This window comes from Treponema endosymbiont of Eucomonympha sp., from assembly GCF_001028545.1.
In genome coordinates, this window is sequence record NZ_BBPW01000756.1 from 1 (window position 1) to 11,273 (window position 11,273).

The window sequence follows — 11,273 nt, forward strand, 5'->3', positions numbered from 1 at the left end:
CAAGAGAGCGCGTTGTCTGCCCAAAATCCTTTACAAATGGTAGCCCCCAGCTGGAATCGTTATAGGCGGCACGGAACTGCCAAAGCCTTTTCTGCGCGTATCTTTCTGCACCAAAAGCGAGTTGTACGCTCCTGCCTTTACCGACGACTTGTCGGAAACAAGCCGCAGCGTCTCGCCGCTTTTGTTACGCACTTCAAGTGTAACGTTTTTTCTGTTCTTCGCTGAAAGCTGCGCGTGAATGTTTTGGTCTTTGTACGTTCCGCGGAGCATGGCGCATAACTGTACCAACGCCGTCTTCATTTCATCTTGTCAAAGCCATTCCAGTGCGTTTCAAGCACCGCGACGCGCGCGCCGCAAGCGCAAAAAACAAACCTATAGAAAAACAGAGCATGGGTATCAAAATTATGATAGCACCAACAATGCCCAAAGTACTTTTCCGAGCAGGTAGCACCGCGCCGGACCGAAGCGGAACTTCGACTACCACCTGACCGCGTTCGACCGGGCGCACGAGGCGGGAATCGGCGACGTGGGGGGCGGCGTTCTGTTCGGGCTTGCCGACCCGCGCTTCGAGGTGCTAGCGCTGATGATTCACAACGAGCACCTCGACGAGTGCTTTCATTCGGGCTTTCACACGATTTCGGTGCCGCGCCTTTGCGCCGCTTCCGGCATGAGCCTCGCCGACTTCCCGCACCTCGTCGATGACGCGACATTCGAGCGCGTCGTCGCAATCATCCGGCTCGCGGTGCCCTTTACCGGCATGATTCTCTCCACCCGCGAAAGCCACGAAATGCGCGGCAAGCTGCTGAAACTCGGCATTTCGCAGATAAGCGCGGGGAGCAGCACCGAAGTCGGCGGCTATGCCAAGCGCGCCCGGAACGAAGCGGCGAACCCGCAGTTCTACGTCAACGACAAACGGGATGCGCTCGACATACTCTCCGAGCTTATGGACGACGGCTATATCCCCAGTTTTTGCACCGCCTGCTACCGTTCGGGGCGCACCGGAGACCGCTTCATGTCGCTCGCAAAGTCGGGGCAGATAAAGAACGTCTGCCTGCCCAACGCGCTGATGACGCTTACGGAATACGCAACGGACTACGGCGGGGAAGCGTTCCGGGCGAAGGCGTTTGCGGCAATCGGGCAGAACCTGCCCGGAATCGCAAATGAGCGCATGCGCGCGAAAGCCGCTGAGAATATAGAACAGATTAAGCGCGGGGCGCATGACTTCTATGTATAGCGATGTCGAACTGCTACGGTATATTGCCACCGAGGATGCCGCGGAGACGGAGGCGCTGTTCGCCGCCGCGCGGGAAGCGCGCGCGCCCTACTACGGAAACGAGGTGTATTTCCGGGGGCTCATTGAGTTCACCAACTACTGCAGGAACGACTGCTACTACTGCGGAATCAGGGCGGGGAACCGACGCGTCGAGCGGTACCGGCTCTCGCCCGGCGAAATCCTCGACTGCTGCCGTGCCGGCGACGAACTTGGCTTCAAGACATTCGTGTTGCAGGGGGGAGAAGACCCGTACTTCACCGACGATCGCGTCGTTGAACTCGTCGGCGCGATACGCAGGCGGTATCCCGACCACGCAATCACGCTGTCTATCGGGGAGCGGAGCCGCGGAAGCTACGAGGCGTTCTTCCGCGCCGGGGCGAACCGCTACCTCCTCCGCCACGAAACGGCGAATGAGGCGCATTACGGCAGGCTGCACCCCGCTGCCATGAGCCTTGTCAACCGCAAGCGCTGCCTGTTTAACCTGAAGGAAATCGGCTATCAGGTCGGGGCAGGCTTCATGGTCGGCACCCCGTTCCAGACGCCTGAGTGCCTGTTGGAAGACCTGCGCTTCCTCGAGGCGCTGCAGCCGCACATGGTTGGCATCGGTCCCTTTATCCCGCAGTCGGACACGCCGTTCGCTTCTGCTCCGCAGGGCGCGCTGGCGCTCACCCTCCGCATGGTGGCACTCGCGCGGCTGCTTTTGCCCCGTGCGCTGATTCCCGCCACCACCGCGCTCGGCACCGTCGCCCCCGACGGGCGCGAAAAAGCACTGCTGGCGGGCGCGAATGTTGTCATGCCGAACCTGTCCCCGAAAGCCGTGCGGAAGCTCTATGCCCTGTACGACAACAAGATTTGCACCGGGGACGAAGCCGCCGAGTGCCGCCAGTGTCTGGAAGGGCGCATAAGGAGCTTCGGCTTCGTCCCCAATATGGCGCGGGGGGATTTTGCGGCGGCGAGTTAGGGCGGGCTTTGCCTGTATGCCTTGCCTTTAATCCGCGAGTTTTCAAGTGCGCGGCAACGTGTTCATAGTCGGAAGCGAGACGTGGAAGCGGTAAAGAGGTCAGAGTGGATAGAGACGAAGCAATCATGCAGTCGCTATCATGATTTGAGCAGACGTTCGGCAAACTTGAACAGACGCGTTGAGCGGCTGGAGTCAAAGCTGGACGAAATGCACGAGGGTTTTGCGACTCTCGGCGCGCGCGTCGCGGTGCTTGAAACGCACTGGAATGGCTTTGACAAGATGAAATGAAGACGGCGTTGGTACAGTTATGCGCCATGCTCCGCGGAACGTACAAAGACCAAAACATTCACGCGCAGCTTTCAGCGAAGAACAGAAAAAACGTTACACTTGAAGTGCGTAACAAAAGCGGCGAGACGCTGCGGCTTGTTTCCGACAAGTCGTCGGTAAAGGCAGGAGCGTACAACTCGCTTTTGGTGCAGAAAGATACGCGCAGAAAAGGCTTTGGCAGTTCCGTGCCGCCTATAACGATTCCAGCTGGGGGCTACCATTTGTAAAGGATTTTGGGCAGACAACGCGCTCTCTTGGGACGGCAAGAAGGGCAAATGGAAAACGTGGGCGTGGGTTCCGAAAGACGCGAGCACGTTTGTCTTTGCCTACCGGAAAGCGGACGAAAAGGGCGAAATCGTTATCAAGCCGGAGTGGGAAAAGTCTGAAAAATGGGAAAGCAGTCAGCCACGTCCGTCTTTGCCAAGAAGCTGGCAGAGAAAAAAGAACAGCAAGTGGGCATTAAAACTATATTTCGCAGAATAGTGCGTTTCGCAGCGTGGTGTTTTGCATTACGACTGCGATTTGTGCTGTTGCGCTTGTCACGGGGTTGGTGCTATCTGGTTCGAAAAGTACTTTGGGCATTGTTGGTGCTATCATAATTTTGATACCCATGCTCTGTTTTTCTATAGGTTTGTTTTTTGCGCTTGCGGCGCGGCAAGAAGCAAGAAAAAACGGCAAAGTTTTCCTATTCCGAGGAAGAATCTAATTCTGAGGGCGAATATACCACCGAGGAACCAGATGTGGAAACGGTTGAGCAGAAAAAACGAGCTGCCGGAATTCCAAAAGACGCGCTCCCCTATCGCCTAAAATACACGGACATATCAGGAAGAAAGACCAGTCGAAATATTGAAATTATACGCTTTTTCAAAAAAAACGGACATTTATATTTTTATGCGTTTTTCTATACCACCCTCAAAGTCTTTATATTCTGTTCGGACAGGGTAGACGAATTGTCCTTTGACGGCTCACCGATAGATAATCCGAGCCAATTATTGGCAGAAATGGCGAAAGAATAAGGGTCAAGCAAAAGATCAAGCATTTTTATAAAAGCAAAGCAAAATCGCTGTTTTTTAGATAAACGCGGATAAAGATTTAACAGGCATTTTGTTTCTACGCATATAATAGATATATATAGGTAAATGCTTATATGCTTGCAAAAGCGGCTCTATGCCGAGTTTCCCGCAAGAGAAAAGCTTTGATGTTTTGCGGCGAGTGCCGTATATTATATGTAAATCTTCCATTATTTCCTAAGGCGAGCGGGATATGCCAAAAGGCTTCCCGTCCGCCCTTTATGCTTGTCGGTGTCCGGCACCGTGTGCTAGCAATAAAGAATCCCCGCTGCAAGTTACGGGGTATCAGATCTTAGAAGAAACTAATGAATGGCTTGCAAAAATATATATCTTGCCTGACTATGTTTCAGCAAGAATTTCCGCTATCTTAAGCCGGAATTGCGATTCTGCTGTTTTTACCGGCTTTCTTGAACGGTGAGGATTCGGTATGACTTCATATTCCCCCTTTTCAAGGGATGCATATACGTCGGCGACCATTTTATCGACCAGCTTGACGGTGATTGGCGTACCGTCCTTCAGTGTTTCAAGCGTTATCTCTGCCATTTTGACCACTCCTTAACAACCTCTTTTGTCGCCTTCATCGCATGAATAACAGTCTCTTCGTTTTGAGCGTTTAACACAGTGATAATCTCCAGCAGGTGGGCAGACCTGTCAAACCCGATGTACAGCAATTTTTGAGGTTCTCCCGCGGTTCTAAATGTTGTATTTGCATCTTTAATCGCGTGAATGATATCTTCATTGCATATGCCGTGTTTTCGCGCCGAATCAAGTATTTTGACGCACTATGACAAGTATACCACAGCATCCTTTGCAGAGCAACGCGCGGACGGGGTGAGCGAAACTTGCCTGCCCTATCGCCAGCATGTTGCGTAATAGAGCGAGAGAAAATAAGACGAAAGGGAATTCGGCAAAAATGCCGGAGTTCCCTCTTGCTGATTTCCGGCGGCGCCTTGTATATCCCATCTCTACACCGCATAGAGGTCGTCGCCCTTCGGCAGGCAACTAGGCGGAAACCGCCGATAAAGCCTTACGGGTGGAAAGTTTCGGCAGACTCTCTCGGTAGCGTCAGCAAATGCTTATCTTTACGCCTTATCCTGCAGAACTTGGTTTAAGAAACTTCTTTAATTAGCTGTTTTTCGGTCCGGCCCGCTCGGCAGACACAGTCGGTGCTTGCCCCTCTGCCGAGTTTTCCACAGGAGCGCATACCCGCCGTCAACCGCCTACCACTTCCGCGGCACAAACGAGCGGTCGCGGGGCATAATCTGTATCGCTTCCCCGGTCTGTTCCAGTACATACATTCCCTGCTGCAAGGCATAGGCTTTCGTCTCGCCGGACACGACCGCGCCCACCGCCGCGCCGATAAGCGCCTTGTCCTCAAAGCGTTTGGTATCCCGCACCTTTTGCATGCGCTGGACGTGCTCGTCGATATGCGCTTTCGTCAGCTTCATCTTTATCTCGACGAGGATGACCGTGTCCCCATCCTGAAGCAGAATATCCACTTCAGCTATGGAATGCCTGTCCGCGCCGGTTATGGTGTAGTCCCGCGCCGTCGTCTCAATTTCATAGCCAAGTTCGGCAAACTTTCGCATGATCGCGTCCGGCACAAACGTGTATTCTACCACGTCGCCGAGCCGGTTGCCCAAATCGCCCATTTTCTCGTTCCACTCTTTGGCGGCACCTTGTATATCCGCCTTTGCGCCGCATAGAGGTTGCCGTCCCTCAGCAGGCACAGTAGGCGCACGCCGGACGCAGGAATGCCTCTCTCGGCGCGCTCATGTTTTGGATTATTGCGCTTGCCTGCGCAATTTTTGAACAGACCTATTCCAATACCGGACAGACTTATTCCAACATTTCCGCGGCTTTGCCGAACACCGTCCCGGACGACAGGCGCGGCGATACGCGGACAAAAAAAGAGGACATTTTTATGCTATCTGTTATTAAACGGCTTTGCGCGCATTTTCAGACAAAAGCCGCCGTGATGAGCGCCGGGAATGCGCACTATACGGCTATTCGGCATAGAGATAGAAGCAGGTATTATAAATATTTACACAAGACTTATCATAGGCAATGCAGAAAAAGAGGGCAAATAGTTGTCCACAGAAGTCGTAGAACTGCCTAATTATGCCTTAAAATTGCCCTGTTTTGCTTTATAATTGTCCTGTTCTATTCTAAAACTGCCTAATTATATTTTGTAACCGACTAGGTAGTGTGGACTGGAAGGTAGAGGAATAAACACCTGACATGAATAGCGGCGATGAAGGAAGCGGTGAGCTTTGCATAGCGCGTAGCAATTCCCCGCCAGCGCTTGAGGGCGCGGAAGACGTTTTCAATGACGTGCCGCGCCCGATACAGTTCATGACTGTACGCTCTTTGCTCTTTCCGGCTTTTAACCGGAGGGATGACTGCTGCTATATCCGCTTCTTTAAGCATATCGAGCAGCTCGTTCGTGTCATACGCCTTGTCCGCAAGGAACGCTTCCGCTTCCAAATCCTCCATAAGGAGAGGCGCTTGATTACAATCCGCGACAGTACCGCTTGTCACAATGCCGCTTGCCGGTATCCCGTACTCGTCAACCGCCAAATGTAATTTGCTGTTCAGCCCCCTTTTGTGCGGCTAATGTCCTGACTGCCGCCTTGTGCCCCGCATGCGTCTGCGTGTGCCTTGATATATGTCGAATCTATCATAAAGATATCTCCGGCAGGCTCGCCTATTGCGGCGTCCGCCAGTATTCTCCATATTCCCTTGTCCCGCCAGCGGCAAAACCGCTTGTGTATGCTGTTCCAATTCCCGAATTCCGGCGGTATGTCCCTCCACGGAGCGCCCGTGCGCGTCTGCCACGCTACCGCGTTGATAAACAGGCGGTTATCTTTCGCCACTCCCCCGCGTTTCCCTGCCTGTCCGGGCAACAGTTCTTTTATCCGTTCCCACGCCTCGTCGCTTATATCGTGCCGGTGAATGCCTTCATTTCTTTTCATGCTTCTATTTTACCTCTTTTCCTTTATCCAGTCCACACTACCTAGGTAGAGCCTCTGTGCTGTAATACACCCGTATCGGGCTTTGAAACCTGCTCGTGTTTGACTGCCAAACCTGCACGTGTTTCGCGTTACCCTGCGGGTAACGACATAGAGGCAAGCGGCTAGCGGGGCTGCCGAGCGATATGCCAGCTATGATTTATAGCGCTGATTGCCTACCCGATTATAAGAAAAACTGACTAACTTTGCAGTTTTGTTTTTAGCCTGATAAGACCAGAAAACCGCCGCCCTGTCTAGCTTTTTTCAAGCATAAAGAGCCAGCCCCGCAGCGGCTCTCTAGCTGACGCGTTCCCAAATACGTATAGTTATGTTTACCGGGCGCGTTTCTACGCCTGTACCGCTAGTGCCGGTTGTGGCTGTCTCTCTGAAGTATGTAACACGGTCGCTACCGTAGAACACAGCGCCGCTACCGCTGGAATATATCGCCAGCCGATAGTCGTGGCTGTGATCCTGGAGAGCCATATCTTGCACGCCGCTTCCGAACTCAGAAGCGTTTCCGCCTTCAGACCTGAAAAATACACCGGGAAACTCTGTCTGAGAAATGATTATCCAGTTTCCGACGAATAATTCGACCGCGGATTTTTTGTGAGGCAACTGAAAATAAACAAACCCGACCGGCACAAAACTTTTCCCCTCTTCCGAAAATATTTCTCCGCCCACCCGCAAATCCTTTTTAACGCCGAGTCCGCCTGCAACGGTGAGCGCGCCGGTCTCGGCGCTGGTGCTCTGCGTAGCGGATTTTATAGCCGTTTCGCCGTAGAAACCTGCTGGCGCGGGGGTATTCGGGCGAGCCTACTCTCAGTCCCGGCTCTTCACCGTCGACCGCCGCGCTTTCCGGGTTGAACGCGAATAGCACGGGGTGCGGCGCCTGCCCGCGCCGGGCAATTTTGAACAGCCCCTTGATAACGGAAGAAATCGCCGTAACGATAAAGTTAGCCAGCTTAAAAAAGAAGCCTACTCCGGGGATAAAATGCAGGTATTCGGCGTCTCCCTCCGGGTCGACTGGGCTGCCGTCAGGGTTTTCCTTTTCCCGGTCGTTTCCCACGCGGAACTCGTTGTTCTGCAGGTCAAAAAACGCGTCAAAGCCAGAGGTATCCGCCGTCGGCTCCGGCGCGTCGAGCCCGCGCTTACAACGCCGAGGTTTGCGCTTATTGCCGAGAGCGTCCGCGCGTAGATATTCTCCGCTACTACCCTGCCGTCTCCCCGGCGGTACACCTGCGGGCAAATCAGCCTGAGCGCGGCTCCCTCTTCTGTGCTGCCGAGCGCCGCGTACAGAGCGGTAGCCCGGTGCGCCACGAGCTTCAGCGCGTACACCGGAACGGCTGGCGTCGAGTACCGCGGCGGCGGGCAGTCGTCTATATTCGCAAGCCTTCCGAGTATATAGGTGGTGTATTTTGCCGCTTCCGCGCCGTTATGCCACTCGATAAAAAACCGCGACGGCTCTTTTTCTTTCCACCCTTTCGCTTCCGCGTCATAGGCAAACGCGCGGTATGTCTGTCCGGGGATAAGCCCGACAATAACGCCGTCGTCGCTTTCGCCGCCGACTATTCTGAAGCCGAATTTCACTTCGCATATGCTCTCCGGCAAAACGTCAAATTCGTTAGACGCCGCCTGCCCGTCATCCGCGGGGATTTCCAGCACCGGCAGCCCTTCTCCCGCGTCCTCGACTATTTCCCCGCTTGTTTCCCAGCCTTCTTTTGTGCCGCCGACAAAATTGTTCACCGCGTTTTTCGCCAGCACGTTGAGGTTTTCAACCGTTACGGCGTTGGGCAGTATCTGCGCCGTGCCTATGGCGTTCTCGACGACGTCGCGTATGCCCGCCCCTTTCGCAAGCACGGCGCGCGGGTTGCACCAGTTGCTGCGGTAAAGCACCTCCCCGCTCTCTTTGAGCGTAACCGCTCTCGCGCGGTACTCATACGGCGCATCTGCGGGGATTCCGACTTCCTGCCCGGCTAACGGGAGTATTTGCGTGAGCTCCCCGCTCTTTTCGTACACGTAGCCGCCGAGCGCGTCCGGTCCCGACGCTTTCCACGAGCCGGCGTTCGTGTACGCCTCTTCGGTAGACGCCATACCCGGCTTATACCACTCGGTGGGCACCCCCTTAATGTCCCACTTTGCGTTCGGGTTCCTGTCCGCGGTGAGCGCCTCGCCTCCGGCGAGCCGGTCCGCGGGTATGGTCAGGACAATTGCCGCCTCGCTTGCGTCCTCCGGCGTGCCGCTTATGGCGAGCGTTGCTCCCGTGCCTCCCGCGCTTATCGCCCCCGCCGTTATGGCGGCAATGCCGGAAGGCTTGTTTTGAGCCAGCCGGAAACGTCCGCTCCCGCTCCGAGCGCGGCAAAGCTTTCTCCCATGAGCGACACGGTCAGGCTTATTCCGCTTCCGAGCGGCTGCCCCGTCGTGCCGCTCACGACAAGGTCGCCGAGCGCCGCTTTCCGCACGGGCGGCGCGATAATGGCGAACTTCGCGTTCGGGTTCGGCGCAACGGCGACCGGCGCCCCGCGGTAAAGCGCCGTTGCGGGAATTATAAGAGAAAACGCCTCGCTTTTCGGCGCGTCCGGCGTCCCCTGTATAAGGAGGAACGCGTTTTCCGCCTTGTCGCTTATTCCCGTGTATGCCGTCGCCCAGAGCCCCGCGGGCAGGTTCGTGAACCACGCCGAGCAGTCCGTCCCCGGCGTCATCTGCCGGAACTCGTCGCCGCTCACGCTGATTTCTATCGGCACGGGCGTAATTTCTTTTCCCGCGGTGCCCGCGACCGCCGCGTCGCCCACAGTCGCCGACACGGGGTACCCCGCTATCGCCCACTTCGCGTTTATATTGAGCGCGACGGGCACCTCGTCATCAAAGTTGAGCACCGCGGCGGGAATAAAAATCTGCATAGCCGCGCTGCTTTCCGCAGTCGGCGTGCCGCTGAAAACAAGCTCTATTTCAAGCGCGCCCGATCCAGACCATTTGGCGTTTTTCGCCGTTATGCCCGGCGGCAGGTTGCGGAACCACCCGCTATAAATCTCGCCGGCAAACTGCTCTACAAACCCCGTGGAAAAAACTGCTTCTGCCCATTCGTTCTCGTCCGGAATGTCGACATATTCGAGCGGCGCGAACTCTGAGTTGAAAGACGCAAAGCTCTGCCAGCCGCTCCCCTCAAGCCACAGCGTAAGCTGGTTTTTCCAGTCAGGGTTTTGCTCCGCTTCCAGGCAAAGCCTGCTCGGTATCGGCGGGTCTTCGTAAAAAACTATGCGGTAGGCACTCAGGCGGTAGCCGCCGCGCAGGTATTCCCTCTCCCGAAGGCGTCCGATAGGGTGCGGGTCTTCCGCGCCGAACGTGAGCGTTGTCCACGGCTGCCCCCGCGCTATGCTCTGGGCGCTGATCGCGCTCGCAAGCGATATATGCGCCGTCGCCTCGGCAAGCGGCTTCCCCGCCTCTCCCGCCACGGTAACGTCAGCGACTGAGGCGGCGGGAGGGATTTTGCTTGCTATGTCGAATTTTGCGTCGGGATTTTCGTCCGCGGCGAGCGCTTCCCCCGTCTGAAGCCGAGCCGCGGGGATTGTCAGGCGCATTGCTTCCGCGCTTGTTTCTTCCGGCGTTCCCCCGATATAAGCCGTCGCGCTCTTTGCCCCGTCCGCAACGGCGGACGACTTCGCTTCCAGCCCCGCGGGCATATTGACGAACCACGGCGTTATGTCGGTTCCTTCGGGAATCGCGCCGAACGCGTCGTTTACAAGCGCAATGACGCACTGTTTTTCGGCAACCGGTCGCCCGGAGTACCCCTTCACCGTAACGTCCGAGAGCGCCGACTCCCGTTTCGGCGGCAGAATGTCCCACTTTGCGCTTGCGTTCGGCGCAACGGCAACCGCCATTCCCCGCGCGAGCGCGGAGGCGGGAATCATAAGCTGCACCGGCGCGCTGTACGGGGTGACGGGCGTTCCGGTTATATTGATTTTTGCCTGATAGTCCGGCAGCGTCTTCGCAAGCGTTGCCGAAAGTCCCGCCGGCAGGTTCAGAACCCACGCCGAAACGTCCGTGTCGATTCAGCTCAACGAGGCGTGCTCGCTGGTGCCGCGACGAGGACGGCACGCTGTTCCGTCCGAAGTGCTACCTGTGGCTGGACATGCGGACGCGACTCGTCTACGGCGTGGCGTTCGAGCGGCACTACAATTCCGGCACCGTTCTCCGCGCCCTGCGTCTGGGCGTCGAAATGTTCGGCAAATTCGGCTCGACCTACAACGACAACGGCTCCTCGGAATCGTCCGAGTGGACTGACTTCGTAATTGAGCAGCTTCAGACCTACGGCATGAAGTGGGGCGGGGACGCCGCGAACCTTTATCGCACGGAAGGCGGCAAGTACGCCGTAATCGACGACGAAGGCAGCTGTGTAGAGCTTGCCCCTGACCGCGACGCGTGGCGCAAAACAAACCGGCGCATTTTTGCGCGGATAAAAAACGCGAAAACAAAGCCTATCGAGCGGTTTTTCTCTTCGCTAGGTAGCGTGGACTGGAAGGTAGAGGAACAAACACCTGACATGAATGGCGGCGATGAAGGAAGCGGTGAGCTTTGCATAGCGCGTAGCAATTCCCCGCCAGCGCTTGAGGGCACGGAAGACGTTTTCAATGACG

Annotated in this window: 15 protein-coding genes; 7 read left to right on the top strand and 8 right to left on the bottom strand. The window is 55.9% G+C overall.

The window, feature by feature from the left end:
- Positions 1–30: 30 nt before the first annotated feature.
- A complete protein-coding gene (locus AWU74_RS12420; RefSeq protein ID WP_059370020.1) occupies positions 31–300 on the bottom strand; it encodes a hypothetical protein in 270 nt (89 codons plus the stop codon).
- 184 nt (positions 301–484) lie between these two features.
- Here AWU74_RS12420 and hydG point away from each other — a divergent pair, with 184 nt between their 5' ends.
- The 5 genes from hydG (at position 485) to AWU74_RS09485 (ending at position 3,577) form a co-directional block, all read left to right on the top strand.
- Positions 485–1,234 (top strand): [FeFe] hydrogenase H-cluster radical SAM maturase HydG, encoded by a 750-nt coding sequence (gene hydG / locus AWU74_RS09470; RefSeq protein WP_238580311.1) that lies wholly within the window; start codon positions 485–487, stop codon positions 1,232–1,234.
- Entirely contained in the window at positions 1,218–2,234 is a 1,017-nt protein-coding gene (gene hydE / locus AWU74_RS09475; protein ID WP_059370021.1) for a [FeFe] hydrogenase H-cluster radical SAM maturase HydE, read from the top strand. The genes hydG and hydE overlap by 17 nt, the downstream gene beginning before the upstream one ends.
- 165 nt (positions 2,235–2,399) lie before the next feature.
- Complete coding sequence (locus AWU74_RS13265; protein WP_306700390.1) at positions 2,400–2,522, top strand: hypothetical protein; 123 nt, start codon at positions 2,400–2,402, stop codon at positions 2,520–2,522.
- Complete coding sequence (locus AWU74_RS09480; protein WP_059370020.1) at positions 2,519–2,788, top strand: hypothetical protein; 270 nt, start codon at positions 2,519–2,521, stop codon at positions 2,786–2,788. Before AWU74_RS13265 ends, AWU74_RS09480 begins: the two co-directional genes overlap by 4 nt.
- Positions 2,789–3,205: 417 nt before the next feature.
- Complete coding sequence (locus tag AWU74_RS09485; protein WP_062329174.1) at positions 3,206–3,577, top strand: WYL domain-containing protein; 372 nt, start codon at positions 3,206–3,208, stop codon at positions 3,575–3,577.
- 393 nt (positions 3,578–3,970) lie between these two features.
- Here AWU74_RS09485 and AWU74_RS09490 read toward each other — a convergent pair whose 3' ends face one another.
- The 6 genes from AWU74_RS09490 to AWU74_RS09520 form a co-directional block, all read right to left on the bottom strand.
- Positions 3,971–4,174, bottom strand: a complete 204-nt coding sequence (locus AWU74_RS09490) for a hypothetical protein (protein WP_059369979.1) — start codon at positions 4,172–4,174, stop codon at positions 3,971–3,973.
- A 677-nt stretch (positions 4,175–4,851) separates the two neighbouring features.
- The gene (locus AWU74_RS09495; RefSeq protein WP_162481477.1) at positions 4,852–5,361 is read right to left on the bottom strand and encodes a hypothetical protein; all 510 of its coding nucleotides are present in this window, start codon (positions 5,359–5,361) and stop codon (positions 4,852–4,854) included.
- A 469-nt stretch (positions 5,362–5,830) separates the two neighbouring features.
- Positions 5,831–6,606, bottom strand: a protein-coding gene (locus AWU74_RS11260; RefSeq protein ID WP_162505179.1) for an IS5 family transposase whose coding sequence is annotated in 2 segments (ribosomal slippage) — positions 5,831–6,228 and positions 6,228–6,606 — 777 coding nt in all. Because the reading frame shifts where the segments join, the coding sequence is not laid out codon by codon here.
- Between the two features lie 333 nt (positions 6,607–6,939).
- Positions 6,940–7,284, bottom strand: a complete 345-nt coding sequence (locus AWU74_RS09510) for a hypothetical protein (protein WP_162505180.1) — start codon at positions 7,282–7,284, stop codon at positions 6,940–6,942.
- A gap of 52 nt (positions 7,285–7,336) precedes the next feature.
- Positions 7,337–7,708, bottom strand: a complete 372-nt coding sequence (locus AWU74_RS09515; RefSeq protein WP_062329181.1) for a hypothetical protein — start codon at positions 7,706–7,708, stop codon at positions 7,337–7,339.
- Positions 7,618–8,733: a hypothetical protein gene (locus AWU74_RS09520; protein WP_062329184.1), complete on the bottom strand. Its 1,116-nt coding sequence runs from the start codon at positions 8,731–8,733 to the stop codon at positions 7,618–7,620. Before AWU74_RS09520 ends, AWU74_RS09515 begins: the two co-directional genes overlap by 91 nt.
- Before the next feature lie 34 nt (positions 8,734–8,767).
- Between AWU74_RS09520 and AWU74_RS11265 the strand changes: the two genes are divergently transcribed.
- Positions 8,768–8,962: a hypothetical protein gene (locus tag AWU74_RS11265; RefSeq protein ID WP_162505181.1), complete on the top strand. Its 195-nt coding sequence runs from the start codon at positions 8,768–8,770 to the stop codon at positions 8,960–8,962.
- Here the strand turns inward: AWU74_RS11265 and AWU74_RS09525 are convergent.
- Positions 8,931–10,547, bottom strand: coding sequence for a hypothetical protein (locus AWU74_RS09525; protein WP_162505182.1), 1,617 nt, complete (start codon positions 10,545–10,547; stop codon positions 8,931–8,933). The two genes, AWU74_RS11265 and AWU74_RS09525, sit on opposite strands and share 32 nt — an antisense overlap.
- Before the next feature lie 86 nt (positions 10,548–10,633).
- Here AWU74_RS09525 and AWU74_RS14130 point away from each other — a divergent pair.
- A partial coding sequence (locus tag AWU74_RS14130; RefSeq protein ID WP_162505183.1) for a hypothetical protein occupies positions 10,634–11,273 on the top strand: 640 nt, incomplete at its 3' end.